Source organism: Mesorhizobium sp. P3_A2, from assembly GCF_056403115.1.
This window is the reverse complement of the sequence record NZ_JBFUGC010000003.1, coordinates 350,072-373,298: the sequence shown is the minus strand read 5'-3', so window position 1 is coordinate 373,298 and position 23,227 is coordinate 350,072. Positions and strand designations below refer to the sequence as shown.

Below are 23,227 nucleotides of genomic sequence, written 5' to 3'. Positions count from 1 at the left end.
CTCCACGTGGCATAAGAATGCGCGGCGCCCGGAACAACTCTTTCCTCTGGCCTTGACGCAGGGCGAGCGTCTTCTTAGAAGCTAGTTTAGAATTGTTCAAAACTGGATAGCCAGCCGTGACGGCTCGGCCATCCCCGCCGCAAGCCGCGTAAATAGGACGTCTTGCCTTGCAATTTCAAGGAAATAACGCGCTATCCCTGCGGAATGGGTTTTGACGGGATCGATTGAGCGAAAATGGCCGCAGCACGCGCCTATCTCGACTACAATGCCAGCGCGCCGCTCGTCACCGAGGCGCGTGAGGTGATGATTGCGGCGCTCGATCTCGTCGCCAATCCGTCGTCGGTGCATGCCGAGGGCCGCGCGGCGCGCCGGCTGATCGAAAATGCTCGGCGCGACGTGGCTCTACTGGTCAATGCGAAACCCGAACATGTCGTGTTCACCTCCGGCGCGACCGAAGCCGCCTCGACGCTTTTGACGCCGGATTGGCAGATGGGTCGTGGCACGGTGCGCATGAGCCGGCTCTATGTCAGCGAGGCCGATCATCCTTGCCTGCTCAATGGCGGCCGTTTTCCGGCCGCGCAGGTGACGAGGATCGGCGTCGATGCCAATGGCATCGCCAATCTCGCTCAACTGACAGCCGCTCTGGTCACGCATGACAAAGCTGAAGGCCTGCCGCTGGTGGCAATCCATGCCGCCAACAACGAGACCGGCGTCATCCAGCCGGTCGAGGCCATCGCCGCAATCGTCAAAGCGGCTGGCGGCATTCTGGTGGTCGACGCAGTGCAGGCTGCGGGCCGCGTTTCCATTGATATGTCAGCGCCTTACGCCGACTATTTGATTCTGTCCTCGCACAAGATCGGCGGCCCCAAGGGGGTTGGCGCCATGGTTGCCGCGGCTGACCTGATGATGCCGAAGCCGCTGATCAATGGCGGCGGCCAGGAAAAGGGCCATCGCGGCGGCACCGAAAACCTGGCGGCCATCGCCGGCTTTGGCGCCGCTGCACGGCAGGCTCTGGCCGGATTGCAGACCATCGACGAGGTGCGGGTTCGCCGCGACGAGGTCGAGATCATCGTCAAAACACTGGTGCCGGACGCAGAAATCTTCGGAACTGGCGCGCCAAGGCTTGCCAACACGACATTCTTCGCTATTCCCGGCGTCAAGGCCGAGACGGCGCAGATCGCCTTCGATCTGGCTGGCGTTGCGCTGTCGGCGGGATCGGCCTGTTCATCGGGCAAGGTCGGTCCGAGCCATGTGCTGAAAGCCATGGGTTACGGCGACAGTCTCGGCGCTTTGCGCGTGTCCATCGGGCAGGCAACGAGTGCTGCTGATATCGAACTGTTCCGTGCTGCGCTGGCGGGTATCGCCCAGCGCCGGGCGGGCAGGGAACAAGCCGCCTGAGGCGGCGAAAAGAAATTCAGGCCTCGCGGCCTGGTAGAGCCGTGCGTTTGCAAGTGGCCGGGTGAATTCCCGGTCGGGACGCACTATATGGAACTTACGCCGCCGTCGGCGCCTCACGGGGCAGCCGTTGGCGATGCCATAGTTTGAAAACTGTCGGGCCTTGACCCCGGCGTGGATGGAGAACGCTTATGCCTGCTGTGCAGGACACGATCGATCGGGTCCGAAAGATCGACGTCGACCAGTACAAATACGGATTCCAGACAGAGATCGCGATGGACAAGGCCCCCAAGGGCCTGAGCGAAGATATTATTCGCTTCATCTCGGCCAAGAAGGATGAACCGTCCTGGATGCTTGAATGGCGTCTGGAAGCCTATCGGCGCTGGCTGACGCTGGACGAGCCGACCTGGGCGCGCGTCCATTATCCCAAGATCGATTTTCAGGACCTCTATTACTATGCGGCCCCCAAGAGCACGCCCGGCCCGACATCGCTGAGCGACGTCGATCCCGAACTGCTGAAGGTCTACGAGAAGCTCGGCATTCCGCTCAGGGAACAGGAAATCCTCGCCGGCGTGCAGAAGACCGACGCGTCCGATCTCGAGGAGCCCAGCGACAATGTCTACAAATCCGGCCGTGTCGCCGTCGACGCGGTGTTCGATTCCGTTTCCGTCGTCACCACCTTCAAGAAGGAGCTGGCGCAGGCCGGCGTCATCTTCTGCTCGATCTCGGAAGCCATTCGCGAGCATCCGGAGCTGGTGCAAAAATATCTCGGCTCGGTCGTGCCGACCTCCGACAATTTCTACGCCACGCTGAATTCGGCTGTGTTCACCGACGGCTCGTTCGTCTTCGTGCCCAAGGGCGTGCGCTGCCCGATGGAACTGTCGACCTATTTCCGCATGAACGAGAAGAACACCGGCCAGTTCGAGCGCACGCTGATCATCGCCGAGGAGGGGGCATACGTCTCCTATCTCGAAGGCTGCACGGCACCGCAGCGCGACGAGAACCAGCTGCATGCCGCCGTCGTCGAACTGGTGGCGCTCGACGATGCCGAGATCAAATATTCGACGGTGCAGAACTGGTACCCCGGCGACGCCGAGGGCAAGGGCGGCATCTACAATTTCGTCACCAAGCGTGGCGACTGCCGGGGCGACCGCTCGAAGATCTCGTGGACGCAGGTCGAGACCGGCTCGGCGATCACCTGGAAATACCCGAGCTGCATCCTGCGCGGCGACGATTCCTCCGGCGAGTTCTATTCGATCGCCGTGTCGAACGGCTACCAGCAGGTCGATAGCGGCACCAAGATGATCCATCTCGGCAAGAACACGTCGAGCCGCATCATCTCCAAGGGTATCGCCGCCGGCTTCTCGCAGAACACCTATCGCGGCCAGGTCTCGGCGCACCGCAAGGCGACCAACGCCCGCAACTTCACCAATTGCGACTCACTCCTGATCGGCGACCAGTGCGGCGCGCACACCGTGCCCTACATGGAAGCCAAGAACTCGACGGCGCAGTTCGAGCACGAGGCGACGACGTCGAAGATTTCCGAAGACCAGAAATTCTACGTCATGCAGCGCGGCATTCCAGAGGAAGAGGCGATCGCACTGATCGTCAACGGCTTCGTCAAGGACGTCATCCAGCAACTGCCGATGGAGTTCGCCGTCGAGGCGCAGAAGCTGATCGGCATCAGCCTCGAGGGCTCGGTCGGCTGACCGGAGAGATATTCAGGAAAGAAAAGAAAGAATGCTTGAGATCAAGAACCTGCATGCCCGCATCGTCGATGACGGCACCGAGATCATCCGCGGCCTCAACCTGACGGTGAAAGCCGGCGAGGTCGCCGCCATCATGGGCCCGAACGGCTCGGGCAAGTCGACGCTGTCCTACATCCTCGCCGGCCGTGAGGACTATGAGGTCACCGAAGGCGACATCCTCTACAACGGCCAGTCGATCCTCGAAATGGACCCGGCCGAGCGCGCCACGGCGGGCATTTTCCTCGCCTTCCAGTATCCTATGGAGATACCGGGCGTCGCGACCATGGAATTCCTCAAAGTGGCGATGAACGAGCAGCGCAAGGCGCGCGGCGAGGAACCGCTGAAGATCCCGGAATTTTTGAAGCGGGTGAAGGAAGCGGCCGCCTCGCTCAACATGGACATGGCGATGCTGAAGCGACCGCTCAATGTTGGCTTCTCCGGCGGCGAGAAGAAGCGCGCCGAGATCCTGCAGATGAAGCTCTTGGAGCCGAAACTCTGCGTGCTCGACGAGACCGATTCCGGCCTCGACATTGATGCGCTGAAGATCGTCTCGGACGGCGTCAACGCGTTGCGCTCGCCCGAGCGCGCCATCGTCGTCATCACCCACTACCAGCGCCTGCTGGAGCACATCGTGCCGGACTCGGTGCACGTCCTCTACAAAGGTCAGGTGATCAAGTCCGGCGACAAGTCGCTGGCGCTCGATCTCGAAGCCAATGGCTATGCCGGCGTGATCGGCGAAGCCGCGTGAGATGCCAGAGGCCAGACTGATGAACATGCACTCGATACCCCAGCGCACCCAGGCCGAGACGGCGCTGATCGACGCTTTCGGCGAGCGGCTGTCGCTGCTGCCGGGCGACGGCGCGGTGACGCTGAAGCGCGACGACGCCATCGAGGCGATCAAGCACGGCCTGCCGACCCGGCGCATCGAATCCTGGCACTATACGGATCTGCGCCGCCTGCTGACGTCGGTGCCGGCATTCGATTCCACGGCCGCCACTAAAGCGTTGCCGCCCATCGTCGAAGGCTCCGCCATCCTGGCCGTGCTGAACGGCGTCTCCGGCGCGAAATTCCCTGATATCGAAGGCGTGACGGTTCAGCGCCTGTCGGAGAAGCTGACCGATGGCTCGATTGCGCCGGGCCTCGACCCCTACGGCAGCGATGACGCCATCGGTGCACTGAACACGGCCTTTGTCGCCGACGGCTATTTCGTCGACATCGCCGATGGCGCTGTGCTGGAAAAGCCGATCGAATTGCAGAACCTGCAGGCCGGCGGCCAGGTGCATGTGCGCTTTCCCGTGCGTGTCGGCGCGGGCGCCAAGGCTGCTATCGTCGAGCGTCAGGCCGGCGAGGGCGCGGCACTGGGCAGCTCGGTCAGCCAGCTCGTTCTGGGTGAGGGCGCCGAGGTGACCTGGCTGATCGTCCAGGAACAGCCGGAAACGGCCACCCATCTCGCTCAGTTCAAGGCGCATCTCGGCAAGAATTCGAAGCTGACCGTGTTCTTCATGAATGCGGGCGGCAAGCTAGTCCGCCAGGAGATCGTGGTCAGAACGACGGGCGAAGGTGCCGACTTCAAATTGCGCGGCATCAACCTTTTGGCCGGCGACACGCACACCGATGTCACCATGGTGCTCGACCATGCCGTGCCGCACACGACCTCGACGGAAGTGATCCGCAATGTCGTGACCGGCAAGGCGCGCGGCGTCTTCCAGGGCCGTATCAACGTCCATCAATACGCGCAGAAGACCAACGCCAAGATGGCCTGCAACACGCTGCTCCTGTCGGATGACGGCGAGTTCTCGACCAAGCCGGAGCTCGAAATCTTCGCCGACGACGTCGTCTGCGGCCACGGCGCCACCGTCACCGAGATCGACCACAACCATTTGTTCTATCTGATGGCACGCGGCATCGACGAGAAGAGCGCCCGCGGCCTTCTGGTGAAAGCCTTTGTTGCAGAGGTGATCGAGGAATTGGACGACGAGGCGATCGTCGAGGCCCTGGAAACAAGGCTGGACGACTGGTTTGTGGCACACGGGTGAGGAGCGGTCGGCGTAGCCGGCAAAAAGCCAATGATTTGGCTTTTTGAGCGACGAACGCCCGGAGCCATAGCGAAGGGCCGGCCAACGCTGGTGCCGGGTATCGAAAGACGGACGATGGACCAGAAAATCGAAACCACCCCCTACGACGTCGAGGCGATCCGCCGCGATTTCCCGATCCTGTCGCGGGAAGTCTACGGCAAACCGCTGGTCTATCTCGACAATGGCGCCTCGGCGCAGAAGCCGCAGGTGGTGCTGGATACGATCCAGCACGCCTATTCCCAGGAATACGCCAACGTCCATCGCGGCCTGCATTTCCTCTCCAACGCCGCGACCGACGCCTATGAAAAGGCACGGGAGACGGTGCGCCGCTTCCTCAATGCGCCGAGCACCGACAACATCGTCTTCACCTCGAACACGACCGCGGCGATCAACACCGTCGCTTACGGCTATGGCATGCCCAATATCGGCGAGGGCGACGAGATCGTGCTGTCGATCATGGAGCACCACTCCAACATCGTGCCGTGGCATTTCATCCGCGAACGCCATGGCGCCAAGCTGGTCTGGGTGCCGGTCGACGATCTCGGCGTGTTCCACATCGAGGAATTCGAAAAGCGCCTGACAGCCAAGACTAAGCTCGTCGCCATCACTCAGATGTCGAATGCGCTGGGCACGGTGACGCCGATCAAGGAGATCGTGCGCATTGCGCATGCCCGCGGCATTCCGGTGCTGGTCGACGGCAGCCAGAGCGCCGTGCATATGCCGATCGACGTCCAGGACCTCGACTGCGACTTCTTCGTCTTCACCGGCCACAAGGTCTACGGGCCCTCCGGCATCGGCGTGCTCTACGGCAAGAAGGACATTCTGCAGGGCATGCGCCCCTTCATGGGCGGCGGCGAGATGATCGAGGAGGTGACGGAAGATATCGTCACCTACAACGAGCCGCCGCACCGTTTCGAGGCCGGCACGCCGCCGATCGTGCAGGCAATCGGCCTCGGAGCAGCACTCGAATACATGGAGAAGGTCGGCCGCGAGCGCATTGCCGCCCATGAGGCGGATCTCAAGACCTATGCGCATGAGCGGCTGCGCGCCATCAACTCGCTGCGCATCTTCGGCGATGCACCCGGCAAGGGCGCCATCATCTCGTTCGAATTGCAGGGCATTCATGCCCATGACGTGTCGATGGTGATAGACAGGCAAGGCGTGGCGGTCCGTGCCGGCACCCATTGCGCCCAGCCGCTGTTGAAACGCTTTGGCGTAACCTCCACATGCAGGGCATCGTTCGGCATGTATAATACCAGGGCCGAAGTCGACGCTTTGGCCGAAGCGCTTGAAAAAGCGCGCAAGTTCTTTGGATGATGACCATGGATGATGCGAGCCACACCACCGAGACCGCGCCGGAGGCAGCTGTCAACAATCCGCTGGTTTCCGCTTCGACCATTCCGGCCGATGAACTGGCGCGGCTGACCGACGACATCGTTTCGGCGCTGAAGACGGTCTATGACCCGGAAATCCCGGCCGACATTTACGAGCTCGGCCTGATCTACAGGATCGACATCGAGGACGACCGCTCGGTCAAGATCGACATGACGCTGACCGCGCCGGGCTGCCCGGTGGCCGGCGAAATGCCGGGCTGGGTGGAGAACGCCGTCGGCGCCGTCGAAGGCGTCTCCGGCGTCGAGGTCAACATGACCTTCGACCCGCCCTGGTCGCCCGACCGCATGTCGGAAGAGGCGCAGGTGGCGGTCGGTTGGTACTAGGCTGGCAGAGGCTGGCGTACTTGCGCCAGTGGTAAAACTTCACCATTTTAGGTGGGGAATCATTCGGCGGGCCTTGAACCTGCATGGAATGGAAGAGGAAAGAGAATGGGACGCTTCGCCGTCATCACGATGACCGAAAAGGCCGCCGACCGGGTGCGCGAGATCGTCGCCACGCGTGACAATGCGCACGGCATCCGCCTTGGCATTAAAAAGGGCGGCTGCGCCGGTATGGAATACACGGTCGACCTGGTGACCGAGCCCAACACCAAGGACGACCACATCGAGCGCGACGGCGCCCATGTCTATGTCGCCCCGGAAGCCGCCCTTTTCCTGTTCGGCACCGAGATGGATTTCGAGCAGACCACGCTGCGCACCGGCTTCACCTTCCACAACCCGAACCAGAGCTCGGCTTGCGGCTGCGGCGAATCGGTGGAGCTGAAGCCCGCCGATCTGAAGGCGCTTGCCGAAGCACGCGCATCGGCCTGAAATCTTTTTCCTTCGCCCCGTTTACGGGGAGAAGGTGTCACGAAGTGACGGATGAGGGGCAGCGCCAGCCTCTCCAGAGTTAGCGCCGCCCCGCTGTCGGCGTTCGTGATTCGAAAAGCCAAGCAATTGGCTTTTCGTCCGCTGCGCGGACCACTCCTTACCTCCCCGTAAACGGGGCGAAGAGCGCTACTTCACCCACATCTTTGTCCGCTTGTGCCAGTCGGCGATCGATTCCTCGGGATAGACGTCGAACACCTTGTCCTTTTTTCCGATCACCGGCTCGACCCAGCTCGCCTTGTATTTCAGCATTAGATGCACCTTTTCCGGCGGCTTAGGCAGCTCGCTGTCGATCGCCGAGGCGAAGGGATGCACCAGATCCGGCCAGGTCGGATCGTAGAGCCACAGCGCCGAGCCGCATTTCTTGCAGAAATTGCGCTCGCCGGTCGAAATTTCGCAGTTAGGGTGCTCGTCATCGTCGATCTCGGCCTGGTAGACGCCGAGGCTGCGCTTGCCCTTGATCTTCAGCGTCTTGTAGTCGGCGCCGAGATTGATGGCGAAACCGCCGCCGCCCTGCTGCTTGCGGCAGATCGAGCAGTAGCACAGCATGAACGGCACCGGCGTGTGGCTTTCCACCTCGAAATGGACAGCATCGCAGCGGCAGGACCCTTTGAGCAGAAGCGGCATTTTGGAACTCCGACGAATTGGCTTCAACTTGTCAGCATGGTTTTAGTTGCGGCAATGACAAGCCCGGATCGCGATGACATGATCGCGGCATGGACAATGAGCGCATCGCCGAACTGTTCGAGGGCCTTGGCCCGGTCTCGATCCGCCGATTGTTCGGCGGCAAGGGCATCTATTTCGACGGCGTCATCGTCGCCATCGTGCTGCGCGGCGAATTGCTGCTCAAGGCCGACGAACAAAGCGCGCCCGACTTCGAAGCTGCCGGCTGCAAGCAATGGACCTACACCGGCTCGCGCCACGGCAAACTGGTTGCCATGCCTTACTGGAGCATTCCGGACGACGCGTTTGATGATCCCGACGAGATGACGGTGTGGGCGCGCCGGGCCTATGAGGCCGGGCGGCGAGCGGGGAAGTAGCAACCTTCGAGACGGTCGCGCTTAGCAATGTATTGCTGATGCTTGTCCCTACAGCGCACTCGCAATCTTCGCCGCCAGCCGCGCATTGTTCTCGACCAGCGCAATATTCGTCTTCAAACTCCGGCCGCCGGTCAGTTCGAGGATTTTTCCCAACAGGAACGGCGTCACCGCCTTGCCTGTCACATTCTGCACTTCCGCCGCTTTCTGCGCGGCCTCGATGTAGCCGGCCATCTCGTCGGCCGGGATTTCGTCATCCTGCGGCACCGGGTTGGCGATCAGCATGCCGCCGCCGAGGCCCAGCGCAGCCCTGGTCTTGTAGAAATGCGCGATCTCTTCCGGTCTGTGCAGGGTCAGCGGGGCGCGGAAGCGCGACTGGCGCGACCAGAAGGCCGGCATGGTTTCGCAGCCATGGCCGATGACCGGCACGCCGCGCGTTTCCAGCACTTCGAGCGTCTTTTCGATGTCGAGGATGGCCTTGGCGCCGGCCGAGACGACGATGACCGGCGTGCGCGCCAGCTCATCGAGATCGGCCGAGATGTCGAAGCTTTTTTCCGCGCCCTTGTGGACGCCGCCAATGCCACCGGTGGCGAACACTTTGATGCCGACCATATTGGCCGCGATCATGGTGGCGGCGACGGTGGTGCCGCCGGTGCGTCCCTCAGCAACCGCAAAGCCGAGATCGGCGCGCGACAGCTTCATGGCGTCGCCGGTCATGGCGAGTGACTCGCGCTCGCCGTCCGACAGCCCGATCTTGATGCGGCCGGCAACCACGGCAATCGTCGCCGGCACCGCGCCATTGTCCAGAATGATCTTTTCGACATTGGCCGCCATGGCGCCATTGTCGGGGTAGGGCATGCCATGGGTGATGATGGTGCTTTCCAGCGCTACGACCGGCCGGCCGGCGGCGAGTGCCTCGGCCACCGGCGGGTGGATGTCGATGAAGGGGCGGGCGCTTTGCGGGGTCATGACGGTCTCCGGTCCGGCGCGCTGAGCGTCCCCTTGGACGCCGCGCTTCGGCAATGGCAATTGGCCGCCCTCATGCCATTTCCTGCGCGTCCGGCACAAGAGCCAGCGCTTCGCTGAAGGTTGCGGTGGTGAAGGCCGGCACGGCATCCGCACTTTCAATGGCAAGCGTCGCCGCAGCCACGCCCTCGCGTAACGCCTGGCGCAGGGGCAGGCCGCGCAGCAACGCAGCGATGGTAGCACCAGCCAGCGCGTCGCCGGCGCCGGTGACGTCGGCAACCTTCCTGGGCGCTGGCGGCAGGATCGAAAAGGCGCCGGCTTCGTCGAAACCGAGCACCGGGCCATCGCCTGCCGTCACCACGCCACTCCTGAGGCCGTTGCAGCGCAAGCCGTCGACGGTCTCGCGCCCGGTGGCATTGGCACCGACGCCGGCCAGCACCATGGCCTCGCGCCGGTTCATGAAGACCTGCGCGAGCTCCTTCAGCACCGGTATCAGCCGCACCACCTTGGCCGGCGAAATGGCGATGGCGTAGACCGGCTTGCCGGCGGCGAGCCCCACCAGCCGCTCCAGCGCCGATGACGGCAGGTTGGCATCGCACAGCACCGCATCGGCCGCGGCGACCACCTCGCGCACCTTGGAGCGGCGGATCTGCTTGGGGAAGGCGAGATCGTAGAGCGCCATATCGGCAAAGCCTGTGATCAGCTCGCCGTCGCGGTCGATCAGCGCCGTATAGCTCGGCGTCGTGCGGTCGAGGAACACCGCCGACAGATCGGCAATACCGGCTTCAGCGATGGCGCGCGAAACCGTTTCGCCCGCCGCATCGCCGCCGCGCATCGACATCAGCGAGGTCGATACGCCGCGCCGCACGATGCTGCGCAGCGCATTGAAGACGCCGCCGCCGACATCCTCGCGCATCGTGCCGGGATTGGACGCCGCCGGTACGTAAGCGCCCGACACCTGGCCGCGCCGGTCGATATGGGCGCCACCCACCGCCAGGATTCTTGCAGATTTCACCATGCCGGCGATATGACCTTTGTTATTCTAGGCGCACAAGCGCTAGGGTCTGCGGCGGAGCTTCGCAGGCAAGCCAGCGATTCGGGCGGAGCCAAACTGCCGGAGCGCTTGGCCCAATGCGAAATGCGCCCAGAAACGAAAGCGTGAGACAAAAAAAGAACAAATCCGGATAAAGATTGTTTTTCAGATATTTGACCCCTCTTGCCAAACGAGAACAAAAAAGGTACAAACTGGACAGGGATTACGGATTGTCCGGCCTTCATTGACGACCAAGGGGTGATGTATCATGGCTCAGAATTCTTTGCGGCTTGTAGAGGACAAAGCGGTGGACAAATCAAAGGCTCTGGACGCGGCGCTGTCGCAAATCGAGCGCGCCTTCGGCAAGGGCTCGATCATGCGGCTGGGTGCCAATGAGCAGGTCGTCGAGATCGAAACCGTGCCGACGGGATCGCTTGGCCTCGACATCGCGCTCGGCGTCGGCGGCCTGCCGCGCGGCCGCATCGTCGAGATCTACGGGCCGGAAAGCTCGGGCAAGACGACGCTGGCGCTGCACACGGTGGCCGAAGCCCAGAAGAAGGGCGGCATCTGCGCCTTCGTCGATGCCGAGCACGCGCTTGACCCGGTCTATGCCCGCAAGCTCGGCGTCGACCTGGAAAATCTCCTGATCTCGCAGCCCGACACCGGTGAGCAGGCGCTGGAGATCTGCGACACGCTGGTGCGTTCCGGCGCCATCGACGTGCTGGTGGTCGATTCGGTGGCAGCACTGACGCCGCGCGCTGAAATCGAAGGCGAGATGGGCGATTCGCTGCCCGGTCTCCAGGCTCGCTTGATGAGCCAGGCGCTGCGCAAGCTGACCGCCTCGATCTCGCGCTCCAACACCATGGTCATCTTCATCAACCAGATCCGCATGAAGATCGGCGTCATGTTCGGCTCGCCCGAAACCACCACCGGCGGCAATGCGCTGAAATTCTACGCTTCGGTGCGCCTCGACATCCGCCGCATCGGCTCGGTCAAGGACCGCGACGAGGTCGTCGGCAACCAGACCCGCGTCAAGGTGGTCAAGAACAAGCTGGCGCCGCCCTTCAAGGTGGTCGAGTTCGACATCATGTATGGCGAAGGCGTGTCGAAGACCGGCGAGCTGGTCGACCTCGGCGTCAAGGCCGGCGTGGTCGAGAAGTCAGGCGCCTGGTTCTCCTACAATTCGCAGCGCCTCGGCCAGGGTCGCGAGAATGCCAAGCTGTTCCTGCGCGACAATCCCGACACGGCGCGTGAGATCGAACTGGCGCTCAGGCAGAATGCCGGGCTGATCGCCGAAAAGTTCCTCGAAAATGGCGGCCCTGAGCGCGGCGAAGACGACGGCTTCGAGGAAGAATCCGGCGCCATGTAGGGCAATGGTCAGAGTTCGGCCATAAATCCAGTCTATTATCCAATGCTTAAGTACTGAGTTCTTTAGTATCGCGTTCCAAACCGCCGGCCTTTGCGCCGGCGGTTTTCGTTTTTGGGCAAGCGTGGAGCCAGCCTGGTAGCTGCTCGATTGGCCCAATTCCGTGTTTCTGGACAGGGTGGGGCGTGCCCGCTAAAAGGCCAAGTCGATCTTCTAAAAGCAGAGACCAGTTTCCGCCGGCCGTGCCGGCGGTTTTCGCGAAAAGGCAGCAGTCATGAGTGGCGTGAACGAGATCCGGTCGACATTTCTCGACTATTTCCGCAAGGAGGGCCACGAGGTCGTGGCCTCGAGCCCGCTGGTGCCACGCAACGACCCGACATTGATGTTCACCAATGCCGGCATGGTGCAGTTCAAGAACGTCTTCACCGGCCTGGAGAAGCGGCCCTATTCGCGCGCCACCACCGCGCAGAAGAGCGTGCGCGCCGGCGGCAAGCACAACGACCTCGACAATGTCGGCTACACCGCGCGCCACCTGACTTTCTTCGAAATGCTCGGCAACTTCTCCTTCGGCGACTATTTCAAGGAGCGTGCCATCGAGCTTGCCTGGAACCTGATCACCAAGGAGTTCGGGCTGAACAAGGACAAGCTGCTGGTCACCGTCTACCACACCGATGACGAGGCGGCTGGTTTCTGGAAGAAGATCGCCGGTTTTTCCGACGACCGCATCATTCGAATCCCGACCTCGGACAATTTCTGGGCGATGGGCGACACCGGACCGTGCGGTCCGTGCTCGGAGATATTCATCGACCGCGGCGAACACATCTGGGGCGGCCCTCCCGGCAGCCCGGAAGAGGATGGCGACCGCTTCCTCGAATTCTGGAACCTGGTGTTCATGCAGTATGAGCAGGTCACCAAGGAAGAGCGCATCGACCTGCCGCGGCCATCGATCGACACCGGCATGGGCCTGGAACGCATGGCGTCGATCCTGCAAGGGGTGGAAAGCGTTTTCGAGACCGATCTGTTCCGCCACCTGATCGATGCGGCGTCGTCGGCGCTCGGGCAGGGGCCTGACAAGGAGACGGTCGCATCCTTCCGCGTCATTGCCGACCATCTGCGCTCGTCCTCCTTCCTGGTCGCCGATGGCGTGCTGCCGTCGAACGAGGGCCGTGGCTACGTGCTGCGCCGCATCATGCGCCGTGCCATGCGCCATGCGCAGCTGCTCGGTGCCAAAGAGCCGTTGATGTGGAAGCTGGTGCCGGCGCTGGTGCGCGAGATGGGTCAGGCCTATCCCGAGCTGCTGCGCGGCGAACAGCTGATCACCGAGACGCTGAAGCTCGAGGAGACCAGGTTCCGCAAGACGCTGGTGCGCGGCCTCGGTCTGCTCTCGGAGGCGACGGAAACGCTGCACGCCGGCGACATGCTGGACGGCGAGACCGCATTCAAGCTCTACGACACCTATGGCTTCCCGCTCGATTTGACGCAGGACGCTTTGCGCCAGCGCAGCATCTCGGTCGATCTTGCCGGCTTCACCCATGCGATGGAGCAGCAGAAGGCCGAAGCGCGCAAGCATTGGACCGGCTCCGGCGAGGCCGCCACCGAAACGGTGTGGTTTTCCGTGCGCGAACAGACCGGCGCCACCGAATTCCTCGGCTACGAGACTGAAGCCGCGGAAGGCCTCATCCAGGCACTGGTCAAGGACGGCAAGACCGTCGACAGCGCCGGCAAGGGCGATGCGGTGGCGGTCGTTGTCAACCAGACGCCGTTCTATGGCGAATCCGGTGGCCAGATGGGCGACACCGGCGTCATCTCCGGCGAAGGTTTCTCGATCGAGGTTTCGGACACGCAAAAGAAGGCCGACGGTCTGTTCGTGCATCTTGGCAAGGTGGCGAGCGGTACGGTCAAGACGGGTGCCGCAGTCGAGCTGAAGGTTGATCATGCGCGCCGCACCAGGCTGCGCGCCAACCACTCCGCGACGCACCTGATCCACGAGGCTTTGCGCGAGGTGCTGGGCACCCATGTCGCGCAGAAAGGCTCGCTGGTCGCGCCGGAGCGGCTGCGTTTCGACATCTCGCACAACAAGCCGATCTCGGCTGAGGAGCTCGAAGAGGTCGAGCGCATGGCCAACGAAATCGTCGTCCAGAACAGCCCGGTGACGACCCGCCTGATGTCGGTCGACGACGCTATCGCCGAGGGCGCCATGGCGTTGTTCGGCGAAAAATACGGTGACGAGGTGCGTGTCGTGTCGATGGGCACCGGCCTGCACGGCGCCAAGGCCAACCGGCCCTATTCGGTCGAACTGTGCGGCGGCACCCATGTGCGGGCGACAGGCGATATCGGTCTGATCCGCGTCGTCTCCGACAGCGCGGTCGCCGCCGGCGTGCGCCGCATCGAGGCGTTGACCGGCGAAGCCGCGCGCAAACATCTCGACGAGCAGGACAGGCGTCTCAAGGCCGTCGCCTCGACATTGAAGATTGCGCCGGCCGACGTGCCGGCGCGTGTCGAGACGCTGCTTGAAGAGCGCAAGAAGCTCGAAAAGGAACTGAGCGAAGCGCGCAAGAAACTGGCGCTGGGCGGCGGTGCCGCGGCCGGCGCGCCGTCGGAGAACGAAACCGTCGCCGGTGTCGGCTTCCTCGGCAAGGCGGTCTCCGGCGTGTCGCCGAAGGATTTGAAGCCGCTGGCCGATGCGGGAAAAACCTCGCTCGGCTCGGGCGTGGTCGTCTTCGTCGGCGCCGGTGAGGACAACAAGGCAAGCGTCGTCGTCGCCGTCACCGACGACCTCGTCGGCCGCTTCAGCGCCGTCGATCTGGTTCGTGTGGCTTCGGCAGCGCTCGGCGGGCAGGGCGGCGGCGGCCGGCCCGACATGGCGCAAGCCGGCGGCCCGGACGCCTCGAAGGCAAATGATGCGATCGCCGCGGTCAAGGCAGCGCTGGAGGCAGCCTGAAAGCAATCCTGTGCCCGATAGCCCCGGCATCAAGGTTCTCGTCCTCGGCGGCTACGGACTGATCGGCGAAGCCGTCGTCGGTCGCCTGGTTGGCGACGGGCATCAGGTGGTCGGCCTCGGCCGTGATATCAGGGAAGCCGCGCGGCGCTGGCCGGCGGTGCGTTGGGTCGCGGCCGACATGGCGCGACTGCTGACCGCTGAAGACTGGCTGCCGCTGGTCGCCGGCATGGACGCGGTGGTGAATGCCGCAGGCGCCTTGCAGGACGGCCCACGGGACTGCCTCGACGCCATCCACCGCGGCGCCGTAACCGCGTTGGTCACCGCCTGCGAACAGGCCGGTGTCAGCCGCTTTGTGCAGATCTCGGCAATCGGCGCCGATCCCGCCTCACCAGATGTTTTCTTCAGCACCAAGGGTGAAGGCGACAAAGCCGTCGCGAGCTCCGCGCTGGAATGGACCATCCTGCGGCCAGGCCTGGTGATCGCGCCCGCCGCCTATGGCGGGACGGCGCTTTTGCGCGCGCTTGCCGCCTTTCCCGGCTTCGTGCCTGCCCTCATGGCGCGCCAGCCGATCCAGACCGTGGCCGTCACGGACGTCACGGAGGCGGTGTCGCGCGCGGTTGCCGGATCCCTGCCGCCACGTCTTTCCGTCGATCTCGTCGAAGCCGAGCCCCGTTCGCTGGCCGACGTGCTGGCTGCCTTCCGGGCATGGCTTGGCCTGCCGCCGGCCCGCCTTGTGCCGATGCCGGCCTCTCTCGGCCGGATCGCGGCTGTTGTTGCCGATGGCCTTGGCCTGCTTGGCTGGCGATCGCCTTTGCGCAGCGCAGCCCTTGCCGCGCTGGCGCGCGGCGTGACCGGCAACGCCCGGTCCTGGAACGAGATATCGGATCACAAATTGCAGCCGCTGGAAACGACGTTGGCCGCCATGCCGGCTCACGTCCAGGAGCGGTGGTTCGCCCGGCTCTGGTTGCTGAAACCGGTCGTATTCGGGGTGCTGTCACTGTTCTGGCTGATGTCCGGCATTGTCGGCTTTGCCAGGCAGGATGCGGCCGCCGGCATTCTCGTCTCGCATGGCCTGACGCCGGCGCTCGCCCTCGGAATGGTAATTGCCGGGAGTATTGCCGACATCGTTGTCGGCGCTGCTGTTCTCGTGCGGCCCCTCGCGCGGCTCGCCCTGATGGGGATGATTGCCATCACGTTGGCTTATCTTGGCGCAGCAACCGCGCTTGCGCCCGATCTGTGGCTTGATCCTTTGGGGGCGATGGTCAAGGCTGTTCCAGCACTTTGCCTTACTCTGGTGGCGCTGGCGATTTTGGACGAGCGATGAGCCTCTGGGTCGACCTTCTGCGCTGGGCGCATATCATCGGCGCCACGGTGTTGTTCGGCACTGGTGCCGGCATCGCCTTCTTCATGCTGATGGCGCAGCGCACCGGTCGCGCCGAACTCGTTGCCCACGTTGCCGGCACCGTTGTTATCGCCGACACCATCTTCACGGCGACCGCCGTCATCGTGCAGCCCGTCACCGGCGTGCTGCTGGCGCAGGCCGTCGGCTGGCCGCTGTCGGAAGGCTGGATCGTGGCGTCCCTGCTGCTTTACGTCGTGACCGGCCTGTTCTGGCTGCCGGTGGTCTGGATCCAGATCCGCATCCGCAACTTGGCACGGCGGGCGGCCGCTGAAAACGCACCGTTCCCGGCCGAGGAGAAGCGCCTGTTTCGCATCTGGTTTGCCTGCGGCTTTCCGGCCTTTGCCGCCGTGCTTGCGATTCTCTGGTTGATGGTGACAAGGCCGGCAATCGGCCTTTAGACCACGCCGCTTAGGTCCGCTTTGCCGCCTTCAGCGCGCGCGTCATTCTGCTGGAGTCGCCCCAGGTGGACAGCCAGATCAGCACGTCGGTGGCGACCGAAATCAGCGACCGCAGAAGGTTCAGTGCCGGGCCGGGCGATTTCAGCTGCTCTTCGGCGTGATGGAGATGGGCAAGCTCTTCCTCGCGGATTGCCAGGATGATGCCGTGCAGGTCTCGGTCGCGCTTGGCCAGAAAGAAGAGCTGGTCGTCGAGATGGCGGTGAACCGCCACCTCGACCGCCGCCGTGCAGGCCCAGATGCCTTGCGGGCCGAGCAGGGCGGTCACAAAACCCAGCAGCCAACCGCCCCAGCTCCAGAACTGCATCACCCGGCAGGGCCGCGATAGCCGCGCCGGCATGGCGGTGCGGAACGCGGCGCAATGCGTGCGCTCGTGCCCGAGCATCTCCGACAAGGATGGCACGCAATTCGGCCAAAAGCGCCGGGCCACCAGAATCTGCGCCGAATAGATCCTGATCGCACCGAACTCACCGGCGTGGTTGACCCTGACTATTCTGGCGATGGTGAGCGCGTCTTGGCGAGAAAGGTCAGCCATGGGCGCCCCCTAACCACATGTCAGCCCGCCGCCAGGCTCGGACGTTTTGCAATTCTGTCCCACCAGGCCTGGATGTCGGCGAACGCGGCAAGCAGCTTTTGCCCCTCGGGGACCTTGAGGAAATAGGCGATGATCGGCGCGGCTTGCAGGTCGGCCAGCGTCAGCTGATCGCCTAGCAGCCACGGCCCGGGTGCTTTGAGGGCGGTAAGCACCCTGAGCACCGTTTCGGCCTGGCGCAGTCCGTTGGCGATCAGCGCCTCGTCGGGCGCTTCTTTCTCCAGCCGCTCGACGGCGACATCCCAGACCATCGACCTGTAGCCATAGGCATCGAGCATGCCGATGATCTGGTTCATCGTTGCACGCGCACGCGGGTCCTTCGGCTGCAGCGCCGGGCCGTCGAACGCCTCGTCGACATAGCGGGCAATCGCACTGGTCTCGAACAGGCGAAAGCCGTCATGTTCGAAGGCCGGAATGCGGCCGAACGGGTGATGCTCCAGATACCAGGCCGGAATGCCCTCGGCCGCGAAGATGTCGAGAGGCACCAACTCATAGCCGACGCCTTTTTCCGCGAGCGTCAGCCGCGCAATGCGAACATAGACGCTGTAATCAGCGCCGTAGAGGATCGGCTTGGTCATCGCTTAGCCCTTCGCTCCTGCTCGCATTGCTCGCCCAAAAAGCGAAGGCTCCTCTCGGAGCCTTCGTTGTCGGCTTACGCCATTGCCTTCTGCAGATTCTCGTCGATCTTGTCGAGGAAGCCGGTGGTCGACAGCCAGGGCTGGTCGGGGCCGATCAGCAGCGACAGATCCTTGGTCATGAAGCCGCTCTCGACCGTCTGGATGCAGACCTTTTCCAGAGTCTCGGCAAAGCGCTTCAGCTCGGCATTGTCGTCGAGCTTGGCGCGGTGGGCGAGCCCGCGCGTCCAGGCGAAGATCGAGGCGATCGAGTTGGTCGAGGTTTCCTCGCCCTTCTGGTGCTGGCGATAGTGGCGGGTGACGGTGCCGTGCGCGGCTTCGGCTTCCACCGTCTTGCCGTCCGGCGTCATCAGCACCGAAGTCATCAGGCCGAGCGAACCAAAGCCTTGCGCCACCGTGTCGGACTGCACGTCGCCATCGTAGTTCTTGCAGGCCCAGACATAGCCGCCCGACCATTTCAGGCTCGATGCCACCATGTCGTCGATCAGCCGGTGCTCGTACCACAGCTTCTTGGCCTTGAACTCGGCCTCGAATTCGGCCTCGTAGACTTCCTGGAAGATGTCCTTGAAGCGGCCGTCATAGGCCTTGAGGATGGTGTTCTTGGTCGAGAGATAGACCGGATAGTTGCGCAGCAGGCCGTAATTCAGCGAAGCGCGGGCGAATTCGCGGATCGAATCGTCGAGATTGTACATGGCCATGGCAATGCCGGCGCCGGGCGCGTCGAACACGTCATGCTCGATCACCTTGCCGTCCTCGCCGACGAACTTGATCGTCAGCTTGCCTTTGCCGGGGAAGCGGAAATCGGTGGCGCGGTACTGGTCGCCGAAAGCGTGACGGCCGACGATGATCGGCTTGGTCCAGCCCGGCACCAGCCGCGGCACGTTCTTCATGATGATCGGCTCGCGGAAAATGGTGCCGCCGAGGATGTTGCGGATGGTGCCGTTCGGCGACTTCCACATCTTCTTCAGCTTGAACTCCTCGACGCGCTGCTCGTCGGGGGTGATCGTCGCGCATTTCACGCCGACGCCCCATTTCTTGATGGCGTTGGCCGAATCGATGGTCACCTGGTCGTTGGTGGCGTCGCGGTGCTCGATGCCGAGGTCGTAATATTCAAGCTTGAGGTCGAGATAAGGGTGGATAAGCTTGTCCTTGATGAACTGCCAGATGATGCGGGTCATCTCGTCGCCGTCGAGTTCGACGACCGGGTTCGCCACCTTGATCTTCGCCATGGAAAGAATGCCTCGCTTTTGGGGATCGGAACGGCCTTGCCCGCATGGCTTTCGGCCGGGGATGCGGCCCGTATATCAAAGCCTATTTGGCGGCGCAAACGCCGATCGGCGCCGAATGGGCCGTCCGCGCGCCGACCTGGTGTTTTTGCAAATGCTTCATTTTGGCGGGCGGATGTGGCAGGGAACGCTGAAAATGCCGCAAACAGCAGTTCATTGAGATTATGTCCGCCGTGCAACCTCCTGAAAACGTCTCCGTCGCCGGCCCGGCGATCATCCTGGTCGAGCCGCAGCTCGGCGAGAATATCGGCATGGTTGCGCGCGCCATGGCCAATTTCGGTCTGTCGGAACTCAGGCTCGTCAATCCGCGCGATGGCTGGCCAAGCGAGAAGGCGCGCGCCGCCGCCAGCCGCGCCGACCATGTCATCGATGCCGTCACCGTGTTTGGCGATCTGGCATCCGCGGTCGCGGACCTCAATTTCGTCTTCGCCACCACGGCGCGCGAGCGCGATGGCTTCAAGCCGGTGCGCGGGCCGGTCGAGGCGGGCAGGGCGCTGCGAGCGCGCCAGACAGCCGGCCAGCGCACCGGCATCCTGTTCGGCCGCGAGCGTTTTGGGCTCTACAATGACGAGGTTGGACTGGCCGACGAGATCGTCACCTTTCCGGTCGATCCCGGCTTCTCGTCGCTGAACATCGCCCAGGCCGTGCTGTTGATGTCCTATGAGTGGATGAAGTCGGGCCTGGAGGACGAGACGACGACCAATTTCTCCAGTCCCGAAATGAAGCTTGCGAGCAAGGAAGAACTGCACGGCCTGTTTGCCTATCTCGAAGGCGCGCTCGAAGCGCGTGGCTATTTCCGCCCGGCGCCGAAGAAGCCGAAGATGGTCGACAACCTGCGCGCCGTCTTGACCCGCGCCGGTTTCGCCGAGCCGGAACTGAAAGTGCTGCGCGGCATCATCTCGTCGCTCGACCGGTTTTCGCCGGCCATGCCGCGCGGTGACGGATCGCCCGGAGACGATCCGAGGCGGCTTCCGGCCGCAGCTAGAAACCGGAAGACAGACGAAGAAGATCAGTAAGCTTCGAACGTCCGGCGTAACCGAATATTATCTGGTGCTGATGCATTGTTGGCCAAACGGTGGGTCGCTCATGTTCACCTCCAATATCGGCCGCATGCGCTTCTTTTTCTACTCCCTCGGGGTCGCTTTCCTCGAGGCCATGGTTGCTATGGTGTGCATCGTGGGGACGATGGGCTTTGAGGGCTTCATCAACTCCGCGCCTGGTCCGTCGCGGCAAGGGATGGCCGGTGCGGTCCTCGTCGTTTCGCTGCTGGCTGTGGTCATGCGCGGCAATTTTGCCTGGCGGCGCAGCCGCGACGCCAACGGCAAAGGCTGGATCCTGTGGTCCTACATCGTGTTCTGCGCCATCTACGCCTTCCTGCAGGCCGGCACGCTGCTGGTCATCGATTTCAACAATCCCGAAAGCACGCCCAGTGGTCTGAACCTGCTTGCCCTGTCGATCTTTGGCCTTTGGTGCACGATCCTGATGGCAAAGCCGGTGGCGGGCAGCAATATCGATGAGCTGACATCGGTTTTCGATTTCGAGGGTGCTGTTCCCTCGGCCGGCGGCCGGGTGGCCGCCAGCGCTGCGCCATCCCCTGCGCGCGCCGCCGCGCCGGCCACACGCTCGGTGCCATCGGTCCAACCGATGGGCCGGCCAAAGCCCGCCGGCTTCGGCAAGCGCGGGCTGTAGAGCGATCGCGAAAAGCGATCTTCGCTGGCGCTTGCGCAAAACTTGGGTGAATTCGCCACTTCAAGACCATGATCGTTGCGGATAGAACGGCATCGGCCACATCACCGGCCAGCCCTTCTGATCTCCAGCCTCTTTCCATGGTCCGACATCAATGAGCGATCGATCAAGCCACCGCCCGATCCTGATGTTCGATTCCGGCGTTGGCGGGTTGACGGTGCTGCGCGAAGCCCGCGTGCTGATGCCCGACAGGCGCTTCGTCTATGTCGCCGATGACAAGGCCTTTCCTTACGGCGCCTGGGAAGAACCGGCGCTGCAGGCCCATATAGTCGAGCTCTTCGCCAAGCTGCTCGACCGTTTTCAGCCGGCAATTTCGGTCGTCGCCTGCAACACCGCCTCGACGCTGGTGATCGATGCGTTGCGTGACAGATTTCCCGGCCATCCCTTTGTCGGCACGGTGCCGGCCATCAAGCCGGCAGCCGAGCGCACCCGCTCCGGGCTGGTCTCGGTGCTGGCGACGCCGGGCACGGTGAAGCGCCAGTACACGCGCGACCTGATCGGCAAATGGGCGCAGAAATGCCATGTCCGCCTGGTCGGCAGCAACAATCTGGCCGGACTGGCCGAGGCCTACATGCGCGAGGGCTTTGTCGACGAAGAGGCCGTGCGCGCCGAGATCGCACCGTGCTTCGTCCAGCATGACGATTTGCGCACCGATATCGTCGTGCTCGCCTGCACGCACTACCCGTTCCTGGCCAACCGCATGCGCAAGACAGCACCCTGGCCGGTCGACTGGATAGACCCGGCCGAGGCGATTGCCCGCCGTGCCTTGTCGCTGCTTCCGGTAGTCGACGGGGCGTTGCCACAAGGCGAGCCCGACATCGCCGTCTTTACCTCGGGAAAGCCGGATTTCGCCATCAGCCGGCTGATGCAGGGTTTTGGATTGAGCGCACGCTAGGCAGGTTGGAAGACAATGCTGCGTTGATCCGGATCGGCCGAAACAAGCCTTAGCGTCAGGCCGTCGCCCTGCCTGAACCCGGAGGCCTTCACATTCGCAACGACAGGCATGTTCGAGAGCTGTACGCGCATACGCTGGTCGGCGACGTCGGTGACGACGGCCTTGAACATTTCACCCTGGCGTCCCTTCAGCATCACCGCCTCGGCAAGGTCGATGGCCGCGTGGTTGATCTGCGAGGCGCGGGCATCCGCGCGTCCCATCACCGTGGGTAGTCTGGCAAACGCCTCGGTGACGGCCTGCGGCACCGGCTGGCCGTTGGCTATTGCCAGCGCGCAGCGCACGACGTAGCGGTCTGCAAGCCGCCTCAGCGGCGCGGTGGCGTGGGCATAGGTCGCAGCCATGGCCTCGTGCCACGGCACAACGCCTTCCTCATAGGGTTGGTAGGACGCACCGGAACCGGCACGGCGGATTTCCAGCATCAGCGCCGCCTGTTGCCTGTCGCCCGGATCAAGGGTTCGCTGATAGTCGCGCAGACTGGTCGAAGCCGGCCAGGACAGGCCGAGAGCCTGTGCCGCGCAACGCAGTTTTTTCACCTTGGCAGCATCCGGCGGCGCCATCACCCGGAACAGCCCGGTCCGGTGTGCCAGCATGGCGTCGGCAATCGCCATGTTGGCAGCCAGCGAAAGCGCGGCGTTGTCTTGCTCGGATTGCAGCAGCGGTCTGAACGCAAGCTGGAATGTACCATCGGCAAGCTGTTCCACCTCCTGCTCGGGCGGGTCGACGCGGGAAGCACCACGACGCTCTTCGTTTGCCGCCATGCGCCGGGAAATTTCGGCAAAGCCTGCCGGAACGTCGGAGGCTCGCACGGTGTCATAGGCGAGTTTGGCGCGGCTCTGAATGATTGCGCGCTCCGCGCCGTCCAGCTTTACCGCACCGTCGCCGGCGATCCGAACCGTGAAGACAACAGCCGGACGCGGCCCGCTGGGCAACAGGCTCGCCGCACCCTCGGCGATCACCGGGGGATAAAGCCCGGCCTTGCCGTCCGGCAAATACAGGGTCTCGCCCCGCGCCCAGGCTTCGACATCCACCGCGTCGCCGTCCTCGACGAACCAGGCCACGTCGGCAATGGCATAGTGCAACAGAAGGTCGCTGCCGCTCGCCTCGATCGAAAAAGCCTGATCGAGATCGGTGGAAGTCGCCGGATCGAGTGTCACGAAAGGCATCGCCGTTCGGTTGGCATGCTGGCTGGGCACCCGTCTGGCCGCCCTCTGTGCCAGGGCCATCACGTTGGGCGGAAACCCGTCCGGCACATGGAACTCGGTGCGGATTTTTGAAAGGCCGGTAGCGAGTGCCTGCGAGGGATCGGTCAACGATTTCATGGCGCCGTCCTACAC

General features: G+C 63.4%; 22 protein-coding genes. 15 read left to right on the top strand and 7 right to left on the bottom strand.

Annotated elements, in window-relative coordinates; translation table 11 throughout:
• Positions 1 to 234 precede the first annotated feature (234 nt).
• The 7 genes from AC1DXM_RS09355 (at position 235) to sufA (ending at position 7,422) form a co-directional block, all read left to right on the top strand.
• On the top strand, positions 235 to 1,398 hold the full coding sequence (locus AC1DXM_RS09355) for a cysteine desulfurase family protein (protein ID WP_477232778.1): 1,164 nt from the start codon (positions 235 to 237) through the stop codon (positions 1,396 to 1,398).
• Positions 1,399 to 1,586: 188 nt separating this feature from the next.
• On the top strand, positions 1,587 to 3,104 hold the full coding sequence (sufB, locus tag AC1DXM_RS09350; protein ID WP_477232777.1) for a Fe-S cluster assembly protein SufB: 1,518 nt from the start codon (positions 1,587 to 1,589) through the stop codon (positions 3,102 to 3,104).
• Between the two features lie 31 nt (positions 3,105 to 3,135).
• Complete coding sequence (sufC, locus tag AC1DXM_RS09345; RefSeq protein WP_023694111.1) at positions 3,136 to 3,891, top strand: Fe-S cluster assembly ATPase SufC; 756 nt, start codon at positions 3,136 to 3,138, stop codon at positions 3,889 to 3,891.
• 19 nt (positions 3,892 to 3,910) lie between these two features.
• Positions 3,911 to 5,179, top strand: coding sequence for a Fe-S cluster assembly protein SufD (gene sufD, locus AC1DXM_RS09340; protein ID WP_477232776.1), 1,269 nt, complete (start codon positions 3,911 to 3,913; stop codon positions 5,177 to 5,179).
• Between the two features lie 114 nt (positions 5,180 to 5,293).
• The gene (locus AC1DXM_RS09335; RefSeq protein WP_477232775.1) at positions 5,294 to 6,535 is read left to right on the top strand and encodes a cysteine desulfurase; all 1,242 of its coding nucleotides are present in this window, start codon (positions 5,294 to 5,296) and stop codon (positions 6,533 to 6,535) included.
• A gap of 5 nt (positions 6,536 to 6,540) precedes the next feature.
• Positions 6,541 to 6,936 (top strand): SUF system Fe-S cluster assembly protein, encoded by a 396-nt coding sequence (locus AC1DXM_RS09330; RefSeq protein ID WP_477232774.1) that lies wholly within the window; start codon positions 6,541 to 6,543, stop codon positions 6,934 to 6,936.
• 105 nt (positions 6,937 to 7,041) lie between these two features.
• Positions 7,042 to 7,422: a Fe-S cluster assembly scaffold SufA gene (gene sufA, locus AC1DXM_RS09325; RefSeq protein ID WP_013532156.1), complete on the top strand. Its 381-nt coding sequence runs from the start codon at positions 7,042 to 7,044 to the stop codon at positions 7,420 to 7,422.
• A 186-nt stretch (positions 7,423 to 7,608) separates the two neighbouring features.
• Here the strand turns inward: sufA and AC1DXM_RS09320 are convergent, their stop codons facing one another.
• A complete protein-coding gene (locus AC1DXM_RS09320; protein WP_477232773.1) occupies positions 7,609 to 8,106 on the bottom strand; it encodes a GFA family protein in 498 nt (165 codons plus the stop codon).
• A gap of 89 nt (positions 8,107 to 8,195) precedes the next feature.
• On the opposite strand from AC1DXM_RS09320, the gene AC1DXM_RS09315 reads away from it, so the two are divergent.
• Positions 8,196 to 8,519, top strand: a complete 324-nt coding sequence (locus tag AC1DXM_RS09315; RefSeq protein ID WP_477232772.1) for a TfoX/Sxy family protein — start codon at positions 8,196 to 8,198, stop codon at positions 8,517 to 8,519.
• 48 nt (positions 8,520 to 8,567) lie between these two features.
• On the opposite strand, the gene AC1DXM_RS09310 is transcribed toward AC1DXM_RS09315, so the two are convergent.
• Together AC1DXM_RS09310 and AC1DXM_RS09305 are read right to left on the bottom strand one after the other, a co-directional pair.
• A complete protein-coding gene (locus AC1DXM_RS09310; protein WP_477232771.1) occupies positions 8,568 to 9,485 on the bottom strand; it encodes a pseudouridine-5'-phosphate glycosidase in 918 nt (305 codons plus the stop codon).
• A gap of 70 nt (positions 9,486 to 9,555) precedes the next feature.
• Positions 9,556 to 10,500: a carbohydrate kinase family protein gene (locus tag AC1DXM_RS09305; RefSeq protein WP_477232770.1), complete on the bottom strand. Its 945-nt coding sequence runs from the start codon at positions 10,498 to 10,500 to the stop codon at positions 9,556 to 9,558.
• 283 nt (positions 10,501 to 10,783) lie between these two features.
• On the opposite strand from AC1DXM_RS09305, the gene recA reads away from it, so the two are divergent.
• The 4 genes from recA (at position 10,784) to AC1DXM_RS09285 (ending at position 16,622) form a co-directional block, all read left to right on the top strand.
• On the top strand, positions 10,784 to 11,884 hold the full coding sequence (gene recA, locus AC1DXM_RS09300) for a recombinase RecA (protein ID WP_112561417.1): 1,101 nt from the start codon (positions 10,784 to 10,786) through the stop codon (positions 11,882 to 11,884).
• A 271-nt stretch (positions 11,885 to 12,155) separates the two neighbouring features.
• On the top strand, positions 12,156 to 14,822 hold the full coding sequence (gene alaS, locus AC1DXM_RS09295) for an alanine--tRNA ligase (protein ID WP_477232769.1): 2,667 nt from the start codon (positions 12,156 to 12,158) through the stop codon (positions 14,820 to 14,822).
• Between the two features lie 10 nt (positions 14,823 to 14,832).
• Positions 14,833 to 16,146, top strand: coding sequence for an SDR family oxidoreductase (locus AC1DXM_RS09290; RefSeq protein ID WP_477232768.1), 1,314 nt, complete (start codon positions 14,833 to 14,835; stop codon positions 16,144 to 16,146).
• Positions 16,143 to 16,622, top strand: coding sequence for a DUF2269 family protein (locus AC1DXM_RS09285; RefSeq protein ID WP_477232767.1), 480 nt, complete (start codon positions 16,143 to 16,145; stop codon positions 16,620 to 16,622). The genes AC1DXM_RS09290 and AC1DXM_RS09285 overlap by 4 nt, the downstream gene beginning before the upstream one ends.
• A 10-nt stretch (positions 16,623 to 16,632) precedes the next feature.
• Here the strand turns inward: AC1DXM_RS09285 and AC1DXM_RS09280 are convergent, their stop codons facing one another.
• The 3 genes from AC1DXM_RS09280 to AC1DXM_RS09270 all read right to left on the bottom strand — a co-directional run bounded on the left by AC1DXM_RS09280 (position 16,633) and on the right by AC1DXM_RS09270 (position 19,135).
• On the bottom strand, positions 16,633 to 17,214 hold the full coding sequence (locus tag AC1DXM_RS09280; RefSeq protein WP_477232766.1) for a demethoxyubiquinone hydroxylase family protein: 582 nt from the start codon (positions 17,212 to 17,214) through the stop codon (positions 16,633 to 16,635).
• A gap of 20 nt (positions 17,215 to 17,234) precedes the next feature.
• Positions 17,235 to 17,849, bottom strand: coding sequence for a glutathione S-transferase family protein (locus AC1DXM_RS09275; protein WP_477232765.1), 615 nt, complete (start codon positions 17,847 to 17,849; stop codon positions 17,235 to 17,237).
• A 74-nt stretch (positions 17,850 to 17,923) separates the two neighbouring features.
• Positions 17,924 to 19,135, bottom strand: coding sequence for an NADP-dependent isocitrate dehydrogenase (locus tag AC1DXM_RS09270; protein ID WP_477232764.1), 1,212 nt, complete (start codon positions 19,133 to 19,135; stop codon positions 17,924 to 17,926).
• Between the two features lie 221 nt (positions 19,136 to 19,356).
• Between AC1DXM_RS09270 and AC1DXM_RS09265 the strand changes: the two genes are divergently transcribed.
• The 3 genes from AC1DXM_RS09265 (at position 19,357) to murI (ending at position 21,833) form a co-directional block, all read left to right on the top strand.
• Positions 19,357 to 20,208 carry an RNA methyltransferase gene (locus AC1DXM_RS09265; RefSeq protein WP_477232763.1) on the top strand — a complete coding sequence of 284 codons (852 nt, stop codon included), beginning with the start codon at positions 19,357 to 19,359 and terminating at the stop codon, positions 20,206 to 20,208.
• Between the two features lie 70 nt (positions 20,209 to 20,278).
• Positions 20,279 to 20,881 (top strand): DUF805 domain-containing protein, encoded by a 603-nt coding sequence (locus tag AC1DXM_RS09260; protein ID WP_477232762.1) that lies wholly within the window; start codon positions 20,279 to 20,281, stop codon positions 20,879 to 20,881.
• Between the two features lie 151 nt (positions 20,882 to 21,032).
• The gene (gene murI / locus AC1DXM_RS09255) at positions 21,033 to 21,833 is read left to right on the top strand and encodes a glutamate racemase (protein WP_477232761.1); all 801 of its coding nucleotides are present in this window, start codon (positions 21,033 to 21,035) and stop codon (positions 21,831 to 21,833) included.
• On the opposite strand, the gene AC1DXM_RS09250 is transcribed toward murI, so the two are convergent.
• The gene (locus AC1DXM_RS09250) at positions 21,830 to 23,212 is read right to left on the bottom strand and encodes an RNB domain-containing ribonuclease (protein WP_477232760.1); all 1,383 of its coding nucleotides are present in this window, start codon (positions 23,210 to 23,212) and stop codon (positions 21,830 to 21,832) included. The two genes, murI and AC1DXM_RS09250, sit on opposite strands and share 4 nt — an antisense overlap.
• Positions 23,213 to 23,227 lie beyond the last annotated feature (15 nt).

What these genes read in the sequence shown, in the direction of transcription:
- AC1DXM_RS09265 (WP_477232763.1), top strand. Translation starts at nt 19,357, where the DNA reads ATGTCCGCCGTGCAACCTCCTGAAAACGTCTCCGTCGCCGGCCCGGCG.
- sufB (WP_477232777.1), top strand. Translation starts at nt 1,587, where the DNA reads ATGCCTGCTGTGCAGGACACGATCGATCGGGTCCGAAAGATCGACGTC.
- AC1DXM_RS09250 (WP_477232760.1), bottom strand. Translation starts at nt 23,212, where the DNA reads ATGAAATCGTTGACCGATCCCTCGCAGGCACTCGCTACCGGCCTTTCA.
- AC1DXM_RS09355 (WP_477232778.1), top strand. Translation starts at nt 235, where the DNA reads ATGGCCGCAGCACGCGCCTATCTCGACTACAATGCCAGCGCGCCGCTC.
- AC1DXM_RS09305 (WP_477232770.1), bottom strand. Translation starts at nt 10,500, where the DNA reads ATGGTGAAATCTGCAAGAATCCTGGCGGTGGGTGGCGCCCATATCGAC.
- sufD (WP_477232776.1), top strand. Translation starts at nt 3,911, where the DNA reads ATGAACATGCACTCGATACCCCAGCGCACCCAGGCCGAGACGGCGCTG.
- AC1DXM_RS09320 (WP_477232773.1), bottom strand. Translation starts at nt 8,106, where the DNA reads ATGCCGCTTCTGCTCAAAGGGTCCTGCCGCTGCGATGCTGTCCATTTC.
- AC1DXM_RS09285 (WP_477232767.1), top strand. Translation starts at nt 16,143, where the DNA reads ATGAGCCTCTGGGTCGACCTTCTGCGCTGGGCGCATATCATCGGCGCC.
- AC1DXM_RS09260 (WP_477232762.1), top strand. Translation starts at nt 20,279, where the DNA reads ATGTTCACCTCCAATATCGGCCGCATGCGCTTCTTTTTCTACTCCCTC.
- recA (WP_112561417.1), top strand. Translation starts at nt 10,784, where the DNA reads ATGGCTCAGAATTCTTTGCGGCTTGTAGAGGACAAAGCGGTGGACAAA.
- AC1DXM_RS09335 (WP_477232775.1), top strand. Translation starts at nt 5,294, where the DNA reads ATGGACCAGAAAATCGAAACCACCCCCTACGACGTCGAGGCGATCCGC.
- alaS (WP_477232769.1), top strand. Translation starts at nt 12,156, where the DNA reads ATGAGTGGCGTGAACGAGATCCGGTCGACATTTCTCGACTATTTCCGC.
- sufA (WP_013532156.1), top strand. Translation starts at nt 7,042, where the DNA reads ATGGGACGCTTCGCCGTCATCACGATGACCGAAAAGGCCGCCGACCGG.
- AC1DXM_RS09310 (WP_477232771.1), bottom strand. Translation starts at nt 9,485, where the DNA reads ATGACCCCGCAAAGCGCCCGCCCCTTCATCGACATCCACCCGCCGGTG.
- AC1DXM_RS09315 (WP_477232772.1), top strand. Translation starts at nt 8,196, where the DNA reads ATGGACAATGAGCGCATCGCCGAACTGTTCGAGGGCCTTGGCCCGGTC.
- AC1DXM_RS09330 (WP_477232774.1), top strand. Translation starts at nt 6,541, where the DNA reads ATGGATGATGCGAGCCACACCACCGAGACCGCGCCGGAGGCAGCTGTC.
- AC1DXM_RS09275 (WP_477232765.1), bottom strand. Translation starts at nt 17,849, where the DNA reads ATGACCAAGCCGATCCTCTACGGCGCTGATTACAGCGTCTATGTTCGC.
- sufC (WP_023694111.1), top strand. Translation starts at nt 3,136, where the DNA reads ATGCTTGAGATCAAGAACCTGCATGCCCGCATCGTCGATGACGGCACC.
- AC1DXM_RS09270 (WP_477232764.1), bottom strand. Translation starts at nt 19,135, where the DNA reads ATGGCGAAGATCAAGGTGGCGAACCCGGTCGTCGAACTCGACGGCGAC.
- AC1DXM_RS09280 (WP_477232766.1), bottom strand. Translation starts at nt 17,214, where the DNA reads ATGGCTGACCTTTCTCGCCAAGACGCGCTCACCATCGCCAGAATAGTC.
- murI (WP_477232761.1), top strand. Translation starts at nt 21,033, where the DNA reads ATGAGCGATCGATCAAGCCACCGCCCGATCCTGATGTTCGATTCCGGC.